The 15,722-nt window shown below is 53.6% G+C and carries 14 protein-coding genes and 1 pseudogene; 13 read left to right on the top strand and 2 right to left on the bottom strand.

The genetic code is table 11. From position 1 onward, the window contains the following. Positions 1 to 216, top strand: coding sequence for a transposon-transfer assisting family protein (locus tag EFB11_RS07330; RefSeq protein WP_002588921.1), 216 nt, complete (start codon positions 1 to 3; stop codon positions 214 to 216). A 49-nt stretch (positions 217 to 265) separates the two neighbouring features. On the opposite strand, the gene EFB11_RS17160 is transcribed toward EFB11_RS07330, so the two are convergent. Further along, positions 266 to 1,069, bottom strand: coding sequence for a hypothetical protein (locus EFB11_RS17160; RefSeq protein ID WP_072853160.1), 804 nt, complete (start codon positions 1,067 to 1,069; stop codon positions 266 to 268). On the opposite strand from EFB11_RS17160, the gene EFB11_RS17155 reads away from it, so the two are divergent. The 7 genes and pseudogenes from EFB11_RS17155 to EFB11_RS07300 all read left to right on the top strand — a co-directional run bounded on the left by EFB11_RS17155 (position 1,068) and on the right by EFB11_RS07300 (position 11,381). Further along, complete coding sequence (locus tag EFB11_RS17155) at positions 1,068 to 1,424, top strand: TnpV protein (protein WP_072853158.1); 357 nt, start codon at positions 1,068 to 1,070, stop codon at positions 1,422 to 1,424. The genes EFB11_RS17160 and EFB11_RS17155 overlap by 2 nt on opposite strands. 767 nt (positions 1,425 to 2,191) lie before the next feature. Further along, positions 2,192 to 2,725: pseudogene (locus EFB11_RS17540) on the top strand (hypothetical protein); the annotation flags it as partial. 369 nt (positions 2,726 to 3,094) lie between these two features. Then, complete coding sequence (locus tag EFB11_RS07325) at positions 3,095 to 9,466, top strand: SNF2-related protein (protein WP_439777979.1); 6,372 nt, start codon at positions 3,095 to 3,097, stop codon at positions 9,464 to 9,466. Between the two features lies 1 nt (position 9,467). Then, positions 9,468 to 10,274 carry a DUF3848 domain-containing protein gene (locus tag EFB11_RS07320; protein WP_002578490.1) on the top strand — a complete coding sequence of 269 codons (807 nt, stop codon included), beginning with the start codon at positions 9,468 to 9,470 and terminating at the stop codon, positions 10,272 to 10,274. Next, on the top strand, positions 10,271 to 10,615 hold the full coding sequence (locus EFB11_RS07315; protein WP_002578491.1) for a plasmid mobilization protein: 345 nt from the start codon (positions 10,271 to 10,273) through the stop codon (positions 10,613 to 10,615). The genes EFB11_RS07320 and EFB11_RS07315 overlap by 4 nt, the downstream gene beginning before the upstream one ends. Positions 10,616 to 10,767: 152 nt before the next feature. Further along, the gene (locus EFB11_RS07305; RefSeq protein ID WP_002578492.1) at positions 10,768 to 11,073 is read left to right on the top strand and encodes a hypothetical protein; all 306 of its coding nucleotides are present in this window, start codon (positions 10,768 to 10,770) and stop codon (positions 11,071 to 11,073) included. Continuing rightward, positions 11,070 to 11,381 (top strand): CD1845 family protein, encoded by a 312-nt coding sequence (locus EFB11_RS07300; RefSeq protein ID WP_002578493.1) that lies wholly within the window; start codon positions 11,070 to 11,072, stop codon positions 11,379 to 11,381. The genes EFB11_RS07305 and EFB11_RS07300 overlap by 4 nt, the downstream gene beginning before the upstream one ends. A 33-nt stretch (positions 11,382 to 11,414) precedes the next feature. On the opposite strand, the gene EFB11_RS07295 is transcribed toward EFB11_RS07300, so the two are convergent. Continuing rightward, the gene (locus EFB11_RS07295) at positions 11,415 to 11,654 is read right to left on the bottom strand and encodes a helix-turn-helix domain-containing protein (RefSeq protein ID WP_002578494.1); all 240 of its coding nucleotides are present in this window, start codon (positions 11,652 to 11,654) and stop codon (positions 11,415 to 11,417) included. Positions 11,655 to 11,774: 120 nt separating this feature from the next. On the opposite strand from EFB11_RS07295, the gene EFB11_RS07290 reads away from it, so the two are divergent. The 5 genes from EFB11_RS07290 (at position 11,775) to EFB11_RS07270 (ending at position 15,593) form a co-directional block, all read left to right on the top strand. Then, complete coding sequence (locus EFB11_RS07290) at positions 11,775 to 12,212, top strand: hypothetical protein (RefSeq protein ID WP_002578495.1); 438 nt, start codon at positions 11,775 to 11,777, stop codon at positions 12,210 to 12,212. 136 nt (positions 12,213 to 12,348) lie between these two features. Further along, positions 12,349 to 12,942 carry a type IV toxin-antitoxin system AbiEi family antitoxin domain-containing protein gene (locus EFB11_RS07285; protein WP_002578496.1) on the top strand — a complete coding sequence of 198 codons (594 nt, stop codon included), beginning with the start codon at positions 12,349 to 12,351 and terminating at the stop codon, positions 12,940 to 12,942. Beyond that, positions 12,939 to 13,793: a nucleotidyl transferase AbiEii/AbiGii toxin family protein gene (locus EFB11_RS07280; protein ID WP_002578497.1), complete on the top strand. Its 855-nt coding sequence runs from the start codon at positions 12,939 to 12,941 to the stop codon at positions 13,791 to 13,793. The genes EFB11_RS07285 and EFB11_RS07280 overlap by 4 nt, the downstream gene beginning before the upstream one ends. Next, positions 13,790 to 14,122, top strand: coding sequence for a hypothetical protein (locus tag EFB11_RS07275; protein ID WP_002578498.1), 333 nt, complete (start codon positions 13,790 to 13,792; stop codon positions 14,120 to 14,122). The genes EFB11_RS07280 and EFB11_RS07275 overlap by 4 nt, the downstream gene beginning before the upstream one ends. A gap of 55 nt (positions 14,123 to 14,177) precedes the next feature. Continuing rightward, complete coding sequence (locus EFB11_RS07270) at positions 14,178 to 15,593, top strand: relaxase/mobilization nuclease domain-containing protein (RefSeq protein ID WP_002578499.1); 1,416 nt, start codon at positions 14,178 to 14,180, stop codon at positions 15,591 to 15,593. Positions 15,594 to 15,722 lie beyond the last annotated feature (129 nt).

Raw genomic sequence — 15,722 nt, 5'->3', positions numbered from 1 at the left:
ATGAACAACTTCACCTTTGAGGAAACGAACCTTCTTTGCATCTACAACACCGGCAGCCGCACCGGGCTGATCGACGCTCTGACGGAGATGCGCGGTGAGCTTTCGCCGGAGGAAGCCGAGCTGCGGGAACTGACGGACAGCGCCCTGGGTAAACTCCAAGCTATGAACGACACCGAGTTTGCCGAACTGGAGCTGTACCCAGATTTCGACGAGTAAAAAACACACATAAAGACCTGATGGGACGGCCTGATATGCCGTCCCATTTCTATTCAACATGAAGGGAGGACAGAAAACCATGCCATCCAAAGCTGAATTTTACCGGCAGATGGCCGAACAGGTATCGACCCAGCTTGTAGGCAGCTGGAAGGAGTGGACGGCTTTTCTCACCACCGCCGCCCGCCTTTATAAATACCCATTCCACGAGCAAATGATGATTTACGCCCAGCGCCCGGATGCCACCGCCTGCGCCGAGTATGACCTGTGGAATGAAAAAATGGGACGGTATGTGCGCCGTGGCTCCAAGGGTATTGCCCTGGTGGACGATTCCGGCGACAAGCTTCGCCTGCGCTATGTGTTCGATATTTCCGATACCGGCACCCGTGAACATTCCCGTACACCCTGGTTGTGGCAGCTGGAAGAACAGCACATTGGGCCTGTGTCGGCCATGCTGGAGCAAAACTACGGCGTTGCCGGTGACAATCTCGCCCAGCAGCTCACGGATGTAGCCGGAAAGCTGGCGAGTGAGTATTGGGACGATCATCAGAGAGATTTCCGCTATATCGTTGACGGTTCGTTCCTGGCGGAGTACGATGATTACAACATCGAAGTCCAATTTAAGTCCGCCGCCACCGTCAGTATCGCCTATGCCCTGATGTCTCGCTGTGGGCTGGATACGGAACAATATTTCCAGCATGAGGACTTCATGCCGATTTTCGATTTCAATACCCCGGCCACGGTTGGGGCGTTGGGCGCGGCGGTCAGCCAGATTAACCAGCAGGTTTTGCGGCAGATCGGCGTCACCATCCAGATCTATGAGCGCGAGCAACTCGCGGAAAGGAGCGTTACACATGGAGAACAGCCTGACTTACACGATGAACGGAGATTATCAGATTCCCGACCTGAAGCTGACCGAACAGCCGGAGAAGCCCCTGGGCAAGTACGGCAGGATGCGGAAAGCGTACCTGAAGGAACACCGGCCCCTGATTTACAATCAGCTGCTGCTGACCGAGAAGCTGTACCCGCACCTCATCGAGATCGACGAGACAGCGCAGAGCCGTCTGGAGCAGATGATGCCCCAGCTGGCGAAAGACGCGGGCGCGACGGAGCAGCTGAAAGCCAGCGACCCGATGCGCTGGGTGGGCCTGATGAACACCTGCAAAGCACAGGCCGAGGAGATTCTGATGGCGGAGCTTATTCACAGCTGAGTTTCTTCCTCTCCGAAGCAGAACAAATCAGAATCATAGATGAAGCAGAGAATGTGAAAACATCCTCTGCTTTTTCTTTTGCCCAGGCTGACATCGACCATGTGCTGCGGCTGGGCGGCAACACCTATCGCCAGAGAGAGCGCATTGTCGCGGCCTTTGAGGAGCAGAAGTCCACCACCGAGATCGCAGACACCCTGAAAACCCTGTACCATGGCGGCAACGGGATTGGCAGCATCACTGCATGGTATGCCGAGGATGGAATCCATCTTTCCCACGGCAAAACTGCCCGTTACGATAAGTCCGCCCAGGTCATTTCCTGGGAGAGTGCCGCTGAGCGTATCGGCCAGCTTTTGCAGGACGGCCAGTTTGCCACCAATGTGGAGCTGGCTGAGGCTGCGGGCTATGAACGCTCCCTCCTCGCGGAAAAGTTCTGGAATCTGTACCACGATTTCAGCGAGGAAGCCAGAGAAGCTGGGTATCTGCCCATCCTTTCCAACAATCCGGGGCGCGGTTTCCCGGAGGAATCTGCATGGCTCACCGAACAGCTGAAAAGCCCGGAGTTTCGCCAGAACCTTGCGGAAGAATATGCTGCCTTCTGGACGGCCTACCAGCAGGATCGGGATTTGCTGCGCTTCCACTACCATAAACCCAAAGAAATTTGGGAGAACCTGCAAGATCTGTCCTTGCCTCGCACCACCTTTACCTCTCAGTTGACGGAAGTACCTTCGGTCAAGCAGTTTATCTCTGAGGACGAGATCGACGCCGCCATGACCAGAGGCAGCGGATTTGAGGGCGGTAAGGGCCGAGTTTTCACCTTTTTCCAGGAACCCCATACGGATAAGGAAAAGGTGGATTTTCTCAAACATAAGTATGGTATTGGCGGTCACTCCCATGCCCTGTCCGGTGCAATGAAAAGCGATGAAAGCCACGACGGAAAAGGTCTGCACTACAAAAAAGACGGCTGCCCGGATGTGCATTTCACCTGGGAGAAAGTCGCCAAACGGATTACCGACCTGATCCAGAAGGGACGCTATCTCACAGAACAGGAACAGGCGGAGTATGACAAAATCCAGGCAGAAAAGGCCCTGGCGGAAGAAGATGCCCTGCAAGCCCAGCAGCCGGACCCGGCTGTGTGGGAATACAACGGCGTCAAGGAGCGCCACCCGGATGATATAATCCTCTACCAAATGGGGGATTTTTTTGAGCTGTACGGTGAGGACGCCAAAACTGCTGCTGCGGAACTGGACCTCAATCTCACGACCCGCGCTATCCCCGGCGGTGGCCGTGTGGAAATGTGCGGCTTTCCGGCAAACCGGCTGGAGCAGGTTGTGGAACAGCTGCGGGATAAGCATGATGTGACCATTTCCGCTGTCCCGAAGGGCGGCAGGGAGCGGCAGGAGTATTCCATGCCCTCTATCGACCATGAGGCGGAACAGCACATCAATGCCCAGGAAGCGGAGTTTGGCGCAGACGGGACCAGAGTATTTCAGGAGACCGAAGCAGCCGCAGCCCCTACGATTCGAGAACTGCATGAGCAATACAAGCCCATTGTACTTGCCGCTGTTATGGAAGATGTGCCATATCGCAATGCCTGCGGTCACAGTGACCATGAGAACGCCGTGATCGAGGGCAATGCCGCTATTCGCCGTGCTGTCCTGGGATCTGGCAACATGGAGCTGCTCCGCCTCTATTCCGACACACCGGAGTTCCGCCAGCGCCTTCATCGAGAAATCATCGACGAGACCTATCCCAAGCTCCATGAGCTGCTGCACCCTCTCACGGACAATGACATCGACAAGGCTATCCAGGACTGGAACGGCAAAATCGAAAGTAAACACGCCGTTGTCCGTTACATGGAGAAACATGGGCGGGAAAAAGATACCGCTGCATGGCTGGCCCATGAGTTTGACGGCGGCGATGGCAAAACCCCGTTTTCGGTTCGCCCGGAAAGCCCCGAAGGAACGGTGCTGCCCTGGCCCAAGGTACAGCGCCGGATCGCTCAGCTTATCAAGGAGGACCGGTTCTACACCGAAGCGGAACAGGACCGGTTCGACAACATCGACCCCATCGCCATTCGGGAGGCTTTGGCCGAGCGCGGCATTGTGAATGGTGAACTGGTGGATGAGGAAAAACTGGATAATGACCCATTCATCCAGCGTGTTATGGCGGATGTGGAGGCCATATCCAGAGAGAGCGTCCCGGCAGATGAGCCGGAACAGCCTTCTCCCCATAATTTGCGTGTTCTGGTTTCAGATGAGGAATACGCTGCGGCTCGTGGCACACTCCGGGAGCGAACCTCCTACGATCCAGCGGTTCCTCCTTACAATGTGGGTGATATTGTCTATCTGGATGACCGGCCCCATCAGATCACAGAGCTGCGGGATGACACGGTGCAGCTGCTGCCCACCGGCATGAGCTATCCCATCTACCGGGCTGAGAGCCGGGAACGGTTTGAGCAGCTTTTGCGGGAGGATAACCGCAACGACTTCTATACCGAATTCCTGCCTGCAAATCTGGATACGGTGGACCAGGACCTTCGGGATGTGCTGGCCCATGGCCTGATTGGTGAGGCGGACAAGGCGGAGCTTTCCGAGCTTCTTCGCAACGGCAAGAGTAACCAGGAGGTAGCCTTGTGGCTGAGCCGGGCCTATCCCAACATCGTGGAAACGATGGAGCTGGAGACCGGCGAGACCGCCGATTACCGCACGATGCCGGAAGGTATCGAGCTGGAAGTGCTGGATGCAGATGAAAAGCGTCTGGCCATGCTGTTCTTCCAGTGGAGCGAGGTTGCGCCTTTGCTGCGCGGGATGTATGCCCGTCAGTTGGACGGTTTTGAGCAGGAACGCCCCGAACCGGCTGCCGAAACCCCGGCCTTCCAAGCCGAGACTGTGGCTGTCTATCCGGGCGATAAGAACAATCTGCCCTATGATGTGGTTGTTCAGACCCTGCGAACCAATGAGCCGGAGCCGCCCACGCCTGCTGTCGAGCCGGAAAAGACTCTGGATGAGGTACTGGACGAACACCCCGTTTCCATTCAGGTAAACGGCGAGTGGCAGACCTTCCCCAATGTCAAAGCTGCCGAGGAAGCCTCTTATGAGGAATACAAGGCCAATCTGCGTCGCACCGCCGAGAATTTCCGTATCACTGACGATCACCTGGGCGAAGGCGGCCCCAAGGCTAAGTTCCAGGCCAATGTCGAGGCAATCAAGCTGCTGAAATACCTGGAGGAAACCACCGAGCAGGCAACGCCGGAACAGCAGAAAATCCTTTCTCGGTATGTGGGCTGGGGCGGCCTTGCCGATGCCTTTGACCCCGACAAGGAAAGCTGGAGCAAGGAATATGCCCAGCTGAAGGAACTGCTGACCCCGGAGGAATACGCTGCTGCCAGAGGTTCCACCCTCAACGCGCACTACACCAGCCCTACGGTCATCAAAGCGATTTACGAGGCTGTGGGCCGCATGGGATTTGAGACCGGCAACATCCTGGAGCCGTCCTGTGGTGTAGGCAATTTCTTCGGTATGCTGCCGGAGGAAATGCGAAACAGCCGTCTTTACGGCGTGGAGCTGGATTCCATCAGCGGGCGTATTGCCCAGCAGCTCTACCCCAAGGCCGACATCACCGTGGCAGGGTTTGAGACCACCGACAGGCGGGATTTCTACGATCTGGCGGTGGGTAATGTACCGTTTGGCCAGTATCAGGTTCGGGATAAAGCCTATGACAAGCTGAATTTCAGCATTCACAACTACTTTTTCGCCAAGGCTCTGGATCAGGTTCGTCCCGGTGGCGTGGTGGCCTTTGTCACCAGCCGCTACACGATGGACGCCAAGGATTCCACCGTGCGCCGGTATCTTGCTCAGCGCGCCGAACTGCTGGGGGCCATCCGTCTGCCCAATGACGCTTTCAAAAAGAACGCAGGTGCCGAGGTCGTTTCGGACATCATCTTCCTGCAAAAGCGTGACCGTCCGTTGGACATCGTGCCGGAGTGGACGCAGACCGGGCAGACCGAGGACGGCTTTGCCATCAACCGCTATTTCCTGGACCACCCGGAAATGGTGCTGGGCCGACAGGAACCGGAAAGCACCGCCCACGGCATGGACTACACCGTGAACCCCATCGAGGGGCTGGAGCTTGCCGATCAGCTGCATGATGCCGTGAAGTACATTCGCGGCACCTACCAGGAGGCCGAGCTGCCGGAGCTGGGCGAGGGCGAAGCCATCGACACTTCTATCCCTGCTGACCCCAATGTGAAAAATTACTCCTACACCGTTGTGGACGGCGATGTGTATTACCGTGAAAACAGCTGTATGGTACGGCCTGACCTGAATGCCACCGCCGAAGCCCGTGTGAAAGGACTGGTGGGTCTGCGAGAATGTGTCCAGCAGCTCATTGATCTGCAAATGGACGCCGCCACACCGGACAGCGCCATCCAGGACAAACAGGCCGAACTGAACCGGCTCTATGACAGCTTCTCTGCAAAATATGGTCTTATCAATGACCGGGCGAACCGGCTGGCCTTTGCTGATGATTCCAGCTACTATCTGCTCTGCGCGCTGGAAGTCATTGACGAGGACGGCAAGCTGGAGCGCAAGGCGGATATGTTCACCAAGCGCACCATCAAGCCCCACAAGGCGGTGGACACTGTGGATACCGCAAGTGAAGCTCTGGCCGTATCAATTTCCGAAAAAGCCTTTGTCGATATGGCGTATATGGCGGAGTTGACCGGCAAGACCGGCGACGAACTGGCCGCCGAGCTAAAAGGCGTGATCTTCCGTGTACCTGGGCAGTTGGAGAAAGACGGCACTCCCCATTATGTAACAGCCGACGAATACCTGTCCGGCAATGTGCGGCGCAAGCTGCGTCAGGCACAGCGGGCCGCACAGCAGGACCCTTCCTTTGCAGTCAATGTGGAGGCCCTTACCGCTGCCCAGCCCAAAGACCTGGATGCGTCGGAGATTGAGGTGCGCCTGGGCGCTACCTGGATCGACAAAGAGTACATCCAGCAGTTTATGTATGAGACCTTCGACACGCCGTTTTATCTCCAGCGCAATATCGAGGTCAACTATTCTTCTTTCACCGCTGAGTGGCAGATCACCGGCAAAAGCTCTGTAAGCCAGAACAATGTGGCAGCCTATACCACCTACGGAACCAGCCGTGCCAATGCCTACAAGATTCTGGAGGACAGCCTGAACCTGCGGGATGTCCGTATCTACGACACCATAGAGGATGCAGACGGCAAAGAGCGCCGGGTGTTGAATGCCAAAGAGACCACCCTGGCCGCCCAAAAGCAGCAAGCGATCCGGGACGCTTTCAAAGACTGGATTTGGAAAGACCCGGACCGCCGCCAAGCTCTGGTCCGCCAGTACAATGAGGAAATGAACTCCACCCGTCCCCGTGAATACGACGGCGGACACATTACTTTCGGTGGTATGAACCCGGCCATCACCTTGCGGGAACACCAGAAAAACGCTATCGCTCATGTGCTGTACGGCGGCAATACGCTGCTGGCACACGAGGTAGGCGCTGGCAAAACCTTTGAAATGGTGGCTGCCGCCATGGAGAGTAAGCGCCTGGGCTTGTGTCAGAAATCCCTCTTTGTGGTGCCGAACCATCTGACCGAACAATGGGCGTCGGAGTTTCTGCGGCTCTATCCTTCCGCCAACATTCTTGTCACCACCAAAAAGGACTTTGAGACCCACAACCGCAAGAAGTTCTGCGCCCGCATTGCCACCGGCGATTATGACGCCATCATCATGGGACACAGCCAGTTTGAGAAAATCCCCATCAGCCGAGAGCGTCAGGAACGGCTCCTTCAGGAGCAGATCGACGAGATCACCGAGGGCATTGCCGAGGTGAAGTACAGCGGCGGTGAGCGTTTCACGGTCAAGCAGTTGGAACGCACCAAGAAGTCCCTGGAAGCCCGGCTGGAGAAATTGCAGGCCGAGAGCCGCAAGGACGATGTGGTAACATTCGAGCAGTTGGGTGTGGACCGCCTGTTCGTCGATGAGGCGCATAACTATAAAAACCTGTTTTTATACACCAAGATGCGGAATGTGGCAGGTCTCTCCACAAGCGATGCCCAAAAGTCCAGCGATATGTTTGCAAAGTGTCGCTATATGGATGAACTGACCGGAAACCGTGGTGTGATTTTCGCCACTGGCACCCCCGTATCGAACAGCATGACCGAACTTTACACCATGCAGCGGTATCTCCAGTATGACCGCCTGCAAGAGCTGAACATGACCCACTTCGACTGCTGGGCCAGCCGCTTCGGAGAAACCGTCACGGCGCTGGAGCTGGCACCGGAAGGCACCGGCTACCGGGCAAGAACGAGATTCAGCAAGTTTTTCAACCTCCCGGAGCTGATGAACTTGTTCCGTGAAGTTGCCGACATCAAAACCGCCGATCAGCTGAACTTGCCCACCCCGGAGGTGGAATACCACAACATCGTGGCCCAGCCTACTGAACACCAAAAAGAGATGGTGCAGGTTCTCTCCGAGCGCGCCTCCAGGGTACACAGCGGCAGCGTTGACCCCTCAGAGGACAATATGCTCAAGATTACCGGCGATGGCCGCAAGCTGGGTCTGGACCAGCGTATCATCAACCAGCTGCTGCCGGATGAACCCGGCACCAAGGTCAATCAGTGTGTGGGTAATATCATGCAGATCTGGCGGGACGGCGAGGCTGACAAGCTGACCCAGCTGGTATTCTGCGACATTTCCACGCCCCAGGCAGCCCCCTCCAAAAAGGCAGCCAAACAGCTGGATAATCCCACACTTCATGCGCTGGAACAGGCTGTGCCGTTGGATGAGCCTGAGCCTGCCTTTACCATCTATGAGGACATCCGCCAGAAGCTCATCGCCCAGGGAATGCCCGCCGAGCAGATTGCTTTTATCCACGAAGCCAAGACCGAGGTGCAGAAGAAAGAACTGTTTTCCAAGGTTCGCACTGGGCAGGTGCGCGTCCTGCTGGGCAGCACCTCCAAAATGGGCGCTGGCACCAATGTGCAGGACCGGCTTGTGGCGCTCCATGACCTGGATTGTCCGTGGCGTCCGGGAGACCTTGCCCAGCGCAAGGGCCGTATCGAGCGCCAGGGCAACCAGAATCCGCTGGTCCATGTGTACCGCTATGTTACCGAGGGAACTTTCGATGCCTACCTGTGGCAGACGGTGGAGAACAAACAGAAATTCATTTCGCAAATCATGACCAGCAAAAGCCCGGTCCGCTCCTGCGATGATGTGGACGAAACGGCGCTGTCCTTTGCCGAGATCAAGGCCCTGTGCGCCGGAGACCCCCGTATCAAGGAGCGCATGGATTTGGATGTGGAGGTTGCGCGTCTGAAGCTGATGAAAGCTGACCATCAGAGCAAGCAGTACCGCCTGGAGGATCAGTTGCTCAAATACTTCCCCCAGGAAATCGAAACTAACAAGGGGTTTATTAAAGGCTTTGAAGCGGATCTGGAGACCCTGGCCGCCCATCCTCACCCGGAGGATGGCTTTGCTGGAATGGAGATCCGGGGCGATGTGCTGACTGACAAAGAAAACGCCGGTGCAGCCTTGCTAGACGCCTGTAAGGAGGTCAAAGGCTCCGAACCGGTGCAGATCGGCAGCTATCGGGGCTTTACTATGTCCGTGGAGTTTTCCGCTTGGAAACAGGAATATACGCTCCTGTTGAAAGGCCAGATGACCCACCGGGCAAGCCTCGGCACAGACCCGCGCGGAAACCTCACCCGTATCGACAATGCACTGGCTCAAATGCCTCAGCGTTTGGAAGCCGTGAAAAACCAGCTGGACAACCTTTACCAACAGCAGGCCGCAGCCAAAGAGGAAATCGGAAAGCCGTTTCCCTTTGAGGATGATCTGCGAGTCAAGTCCGCCCGTCTGGTGGAACTGGACACGCTGCTGAACATTGACGGCAAGGGCCATGCCCAGCCGGAAACTGTGGTTGCCAAGAGCGCACGGCCTTCGGTGCTGGACAGCTTGAAGCGCCCGGTGCCACCCCGTAGCCCTGAAAAGAAACCGAAACAACATGAGGAGGTGCGATAACATGAATACCAACGATCTGAATACGGCCCTTTATGAGAAGATGGCCGCTGAACAGGACAAATACCGGGACTGGCTGAAAAGCCAGCCCCCGGAGGAAATCCTGCACCATACCTATGAGTACACCGTCCGGGAGGACATTGTGATGGCGATGGAGGACTTGGAGCTGACCGATGCCCAGGCCCAGGCGCTTTTGGATTCGCCTACACCGCTGGCCGATGTGTACCGTCACTTTGAGAAGCTGGAGACCGGCTACATGGATGTGATCCGGGACAGCATTGAAAACCGAGCGGATGATGTGTGTAAGGTTTTGGAAGAACAGCGGTCCATCCCTCTCTATCTCCATTCTGCCGCCTATGCGTCCCAGCATGGGGAGATGGCACAATATAACCGCTCTTATCAGGCAAACTTTGACTGTAAAGAGGCCATTGAACACGCCATCAGCGCCCACTATGCGGATAACCGACTGGATACGGAGTCTGCGGTTAAGGCGGTGCTGGAAAAGTTCGGGTCGGAACGAGTACAGTTCATCCTTGCCAACACCATCCAGCATAAGGACAGCGACGGTCGCGTTTCCCGTGACAACAAAGCCTGGGCAAAGACCATTCCCATGCCGGAGGACAGCGGCACTTCGCGCCACTGTGCTTATCTGGTTGTGGATGAGGTCAATCTTGGTCTGACCGATCTGTTTACACGGCAGGCACGAAAAACGCTTCAGGAACCGGAGAAAGGCTCTGTCTTGCAAAAGCTCAAACAGGAGCCTACCACCCACAAGCCTGCTTTATCGAAGAAACAGGAGCCGGAACGATGAGCGCCAAAAAGCGTAAACGGGATGTGCCGGTCCTGTTTTGGGTTTCCGATGCGGAGATGGAAGCGATCCAGCAGAAAATGGCACAGTTCGGAACAAAAAACCTGAGCGCCTATCTGCGGAAGATGGCTGTGGACGGCTATGTGGTACAGCTGGACTTGCCGGAGCTGAAGGAACTGGTATCCCTGTTGCGCCGAAGCAGCAATAACCTGAACCAGCTCACCCGACGGGTACATGAAACGGGGCGGATTTATGATGCTGACCTGGAGGATATAGCCCAACGGCAGGAGCAGTTATGGGAGGGCGTGAAAGAAATCCTAACCCAGCTTTCCAGGCTTTCGTAACAGGGATATATGCCCCAACTGCGGAGGGAGGAACGGCGTTCTTTTCGCCGCGCCTTCCTCCGTTTTTTCTTTTGCCCATATCCTTGTCTTTTTGAAATGTTGGAAGGATAATATGGGTAGAAAACAGATTGCCGCAAAGGAGTTGAGAATAGATGAAAACCTTTGAGAAGGTGTTGGAGATTTTTCGTGAGTATTTGGACTGTGATCTAGAGGAAGAAGTCCTCCCTTGTCGAGAAGGTTATCTCCGCGTCACATGGAATGGAGATTCCCGCTACTGTGTGGATGGACTTCTCAGCCGGACACCGGACGAACTATTCGAGGTGCTGTTATCTGATTATCGCAGCTATGAGGAACTGCGGCTAACCAAAGGATGCCGAGAAGTGACGGAAGAAGATGAAAGACAGGCAGAAATTCTCTGTCAGAGCTTTCGGGAACGATGGAAGGAGGAAGAAAAATGAGGGCGATCTGGTTCATTCTGAAACTGCCGTTGAAGATTTTAATGGCTCCGGTGATTCTGTCGCTGACCCTGTTCGTCTGGATTTGTGTGGGGATTGTCTATGTCTCCGGTTTGGTGCTGGGGCTTATCAGCATGGTGGTTGCCCTGCTGGGTGTGGCAGTTCTGATTACTTACTCCTTGCAAAACGGCATTATCCTGCTGGTGATAGCATTTCTCATTAGTCCCTATGGTTTGCCAATGGCTGCAATCTGGCTACTGGGCAAGGTACAGGACTTGAAGTTTATCATTCAAGATTTGGTTTATGGATAATATGAAAACCTCCGACGAATTTCGTCGGAGGTTTTATGGTTCTAGGTTATCTTCTTGAAAAAGCGGCGATGCAAAAAAGGTATCTATCCCAATCCCCATTCCTTGGCACATCTCATGAATGATCCGTAGCTTAACCGAATCATACGAGCAGTTGATGACATTTCCAATCGTAGACTTGGGAACACCGCTTTTCATATACAGTTGATATTGTGTCATTTTTCTTTCATCTAGTAATTCTAACAGACGTTTGCTTACCGCCTCGTTTAGCTTCATTCTATACACCGCCCCTGTGACTGTACTATATTTAGTATATGGGCAGTTTTGCTAAAATTGGTCCCTGTACCTGTACTAATAGAGCTATTTGCAGTATGATGGTAATAGGGGTGCCATCGTATGAACGTAACTTTTTGTGGCCATTCGCAAATCACAAAGGCAGACAATATTGCGAATTGGCTTCGCAATGTAACACAAGACCTAATTGAGCAAGGAGCAACAACTTTTTATCTTGGAGGATATGGAGAGTTCGACAGTTTAGCAGCGTCTATTTTACGGGAACAAAAGAAAAAGTATCCGCAAATCGAGCTGGTTCTTGTATTGGCATATTTGAACACTGGCCGGGATGTTTCTGGCTATGACAGTACCGTGTATCCACCGCTGGAAAACGTACCGCGCCGTTTTTCGATTTCTCATAGAAATCGCTGGATGGTAGAGTCCGCCGATGTAGTGGTGGCCTATGTTCTCCATGATTGGGGCGGAGCAGCCACAACGTTACGGTGTGCCAAACAGAAAAAGAAGCAGATTATTTCATATCGTGATGAAATGGGCAGCTGAGGTTGTCTATTTTGCTGCCACTTCATATTTCCAAAACTGTTGAACGTTAAGCTGTCGGTAAAATTATGCCGAATTTTCATCACTTTACTTTTGAACTAATATTGCTTATAATATTAGTGTGAAAGGAAGTGGTACGGTGGGACAATTTGAACAGCTGGATCAGCTGCTGGAAACACAGGATGGGATGCTGCGAACAGCTCAAGTAGTATCTGCTGGTATTTCTAAGCCTGTTTTTTATGATTATGTGCACTCACGGGAATTGGAGCGGGTCGCGCATGGAATTTATCTTTCCAAGGATGCCTGGGTCGATGCCATGTACTTACTTCATCTGCGGGTCGAACAGGCAGTGTTTTCCCATGAGACAGCTTTATTTTTTCACGATCTGACAGACCGCGAGCCGCTGGAATATACGGTCACAGTCAAGACCGGATATAATCCCTCCAAGCTGAAAGCAGAGGGCGTACAGGTATTCACCATTAAGGCGGAACTGCATGGGGTGGGCCTGACAACGGCTCAGACACCATTTGGGCATACAGTTCCTGTCTATGACCTGGAGCGCACCATCTGCGACCTGCTCCGCAGCAGGAACAACATGGAGATGCAGACTTTTCAAGGGGCATTAAAGATGTATGCCAGAAGAAAAGACAAAGACCTGCGGACATTGATGCGGTATGCCGGTATGTTCCGGGTAGAAAAAATTCTGCGGCAGTATTTGGAGGTGCTTTTATGATAAAAACAGCAAGGCAGTTGAAGGATCTGATCCGCAATCTTTCCAGAAAAAAATCTGCGGACGCCCAGCTCTTGATGCGGAACTACATGATGGAGCGTTTTCTGGAGCGTATCTCCCTTTCTGAATATCGTGACAAATTTATTCTGAAAGGCGGTATGCTGGTAGCGGCTATGGTTGGTCTGGATGCCCGTTCCACGATGGATTTGGACGCTACTGTAAAAGGAGCCAATGTCAATGTGGAGGACATAGAGAATTTGATTTCCGCTATTGTGAGTGTCCCGCTTGATGATGGCGTCAAATTCCAGCTGAAAAGTATTTCGGAGATTATGGATGAGGCGGAATATCCGGGGATTCGCGTAAATATGACTACAACCTTTGACGGTGTGGTGACGCCTTTGAAGATTGACATTTCCACAGGGGATGCCATTACCCCCAGGGAGATCCGCTACTCTTTCAAGCTGATGCTGGAAGATCGCTCCATTGATATTTGGGCGTACAATCTGGAAACGGTTCTGGCCGAAAAGCTGGAAACGATCATTACCAGAACTACCACCAACACCCGCATGAGAGATTTCTATGACATTTATATTCTGGAACAGCTGCATGGGAATACATTGGACCCTCAGATTCTCCATGATGCGCTGCGGGCCACTGCTCACAAACGCGGGACAGAACGACATCTTGCAGAAGCTGCCGAAGTTTTTGAGGAAGTGGAGAACAGCTCGGTTATGCAGAAACTTTGGGAATCGTACCGCAAAAAATTTTCCTATGCGGCAGATCTGGAGTGGAACATCATCATGGGGGCGGTGCGCAGTTTATACGCTCTCAGTGAAAAGGAATCGAGCCTATGAAGAAGCACGGCCATTATTGTAAAGTCTGCGGAGAATATAAGGCTAATGAAAAATTTTCCGGCAAAGGTCATGCGGCGCACGTCTGTAAATCCTGTGCTTCTTTGCCGCCGGAGAAGCAAGCGGAGCAAATGACAATAAACCGCTTGCTGAATCTCCCATGGAGATTATCAAAGGAGCAGATTTCCTGGCTGAAGAACCGAATGAAAGATAAGCGCCGGGAAGTTCGTGCGCTGGCAAAAGAACAATACGAGATGAGGTTTCCTCCGAAGCGGTTAGAGGACATCGAGGACAATTTTGATTTTCTCGATGAGGACGATTTAATAGAATAACAAAAGCGGTCTGCACCATGCAGGCCGTTTCTTTTTTGGAAAGGAGGTCTCCCTTATGGCAACCACACGCATCATGCCGCTGCATATCGGCAAGGGTCGGACTGAGAGCCGTGCCATCAGCGATATTATTGACTATGTGGCAAATCCCCAAAAGACCGACAACGGAAAATTGATTACCAGCTATGGATGTGACAGCCGCACTGCTGATGCAGAGTTTCTGTTGGCAAAGCGGCAGTATATTGCCGCCACCGGACGAGTGCGCGGTACAGATGATGTGATCGCCTACCATGTGCGCCAGTCGTTCAGGCCCGGAGAGATCACACCGGAGGAAGCCAACCGGCTGGGCATAGAATTTGCCAGGCGGTTCACCAAAGGCAATCATTCCTTTGTGGTCTGCACCCACATCGACAAATCGCATATTCATAATCACATCATCTGGTCGGCGGTCAATATGGATTGTGACCGGAAGTTCCGTAACTTTTGGGGAAGCACCAGAGCTGTTCGACGTTTAAGTGACACCATTTGTATCGAGAACGGACTATCCATTGTGGAGAACCCCAAGCCCCACGGAAAAAGCTACAACAAGTGGCTGGGCGAACAAGCCAAGCCCTCCCATCGGGAACAGCTACGGGTGATGATTGACCGGGCGCTGGAGCAAAAGCCAGCAGACTTTGACACACTTCTGCAACTGCTTTCCGAGATGGGCTGCGAGGTATCTCGGCGCGGGAAAGCAATCCGCCTTAAAGCTCCCGGCTGGAAGAATGTAGCCCGTATGGATGACAAGCTGGGAGCCGGGTACAGCGAAACAGAAATCCGTGCGGTGCTGGCTGGAGAAAAGCAGCACACGCCCCGCAAGAAATCCACCGTGCAGCCGGAGCCACCCAAGGTCAATTTGCTGGTGGATATTCAGGCAAAATTGCAGGCCGGGAAAGGTGCTGGATATGCACGCTGGGCCAAGGTTTTTAACTTAAAACAGATGGCGCAGACCGTGAATTTTCTTACCGAACATCACCTACTGGACTATACAGAGCTGGAAGAAAAAGCGGTGGCGGCTACCGCCCATCACAATGAGCTGTCAGCGCAGATTAAGGCGACGGAGAAACGCATGGCAGAGATCGCCGTCCTGCGTACCCATATCGTTAATTATGCCAAGACCCGCGAGACCTATGTTGCCTATCGCAAGGCCGGTTATTCCCGAAAATTTCGGGAGGAACATGAGCAAGAAATTCTGCTCCATCAGGCGGCAAAAAATGCCTTTGATGAGATGGGAGTGAAGAAGCTGCCCAAGGTCAAAGACCTGCAATCTGAGTATGCCAAACTGCTGGAGGAAAAGAAGAAAACCTACGCCGAGTACCGGCGTTCCCGTGAGGAAATGCGGGAACTTTTGACGGCAAAGGCCAATGTGGATCGGCTGCTGAAAATGGATGAGGAACAGAAAAAAGAACAAGAAAAAGACCACGGCCAGCGGTAAGCCGGTCATGGTCATAAGCGTCCATCGGACGCGTAGCCGCAGAATGAAATTCTGCGTTCAAAGGGGCTTGGGGGCGCTGCCCTCAACAAGCAAAGCAGAGGGGGAAATCACGTCAGGATTTTTCCCTCT

Origin of the sequence: Intestinibacillus sp. Marseille-P6563 (genome assembly GCF_900604335.1) — a bacterium.
Lineage (GTDB): Bacteria > Bacillota > Clostridia > Oscillospirales > Butyricicoccaceae > Butyricicoccus_B.
This window is presented reverse-complemented; position numbering and strand designations above follow the sequence as displayed.

Excerpts from the sequence above, each read along its gene's own strand:
- EFB11_RS07330 (WP_002588921.1), top strand. The coding sequence starts at position 1 with ATGAACAACTTCACCTTTGAGGAAACGAACCTTCTTTGCATCTACAAC.
- EFB11_RS17160 (WP_072853160.1), bottom strand. The coding sequence starts at position 1,069 with ATGTGTAACGCTCCTTTCCGCGAGTTGCTCGCGCTCATAGATCTGGAT.
- EFB11_RS07300 (WP_002578493.1), top strand. The coding sequence starts at position 11,070 with ATGAGGGCGATCTGGTTCATTCTGAAACTGCCGTTGAAGATTTTAATG.
- EFB11_RS07275 (WP_002578498.1), top strand. The coding sequence starts at position 13,790 with ATGAAGAAGCACGGCCATTATTGTAAAGTCTGCGGAGAATATAAGGCT.
- EFB11_RS07315 (WP_002578491.1), top strand. The coding sequence starts at position 10,271 with ATGAGCGCCAAAAAGCGTAAACGGGATGTGCCGGTCCTGTTTTGGGTT.
- EFB11_RS07270 (WP_002578499.1), top strand. The coding sequence starts at position 14,178 with ATGGCAACCACACGCATCATGCCGCTGCATATCGGCAAGGGTCGGACT.
- EFB11_RS07290 (WP_002578495.1), top strand. The coding sequence starts at position 11,775 with ATGAACGTAACTTTTTGTGGCCATTCGCAAATCACAAAGGCAGACAAT.
- EFB11_RS07320 (WP_002578490.1), top strand. The coding sequence starts at position 9,468 with ATGAATACCAACGATCTGAATACGGCCCTTTATGAGAAGATGGCCGCT.
- EFB11_RS17155 (WP_072853158.1), top strand. The coding sequence starts at position 1,068 with ATGGAGAACAGCCTGACTTACACGATGAACGGAGATTATCAGATTCCC.
- EFB11_RS07305 (WP_002578492.1), top strand. The coding sequence starts at position 10,768 with ATGAAAACCTTTGAGAAGGTGTTGGAGATTTTTCGTGAGTATTTGGAC.
- EFB11_RS07295 (WP_002578494.1), bottom strand. The coding sequence starts at position 11,654 with ATGAAGCTAAACGAGGCGGTAAGCAAACGTCTGTTAGAATTACTAGAT.
- EFB11_RS07280 (WP_002578497.1), top strand. The coding sequence starts at position 12,939 with ATGATAAAAACAGCAAGGCAGTTGAAGGATCTGATCCGCAATCTTTCC.
- EFB11_RS07325 (WP_439777979.1), top strand. The coding sequence starts at position 3,095 with ATGGAGCTGCTCCGCCTCTATTCCGACACACCGGAGTTCCGCCAGCGC.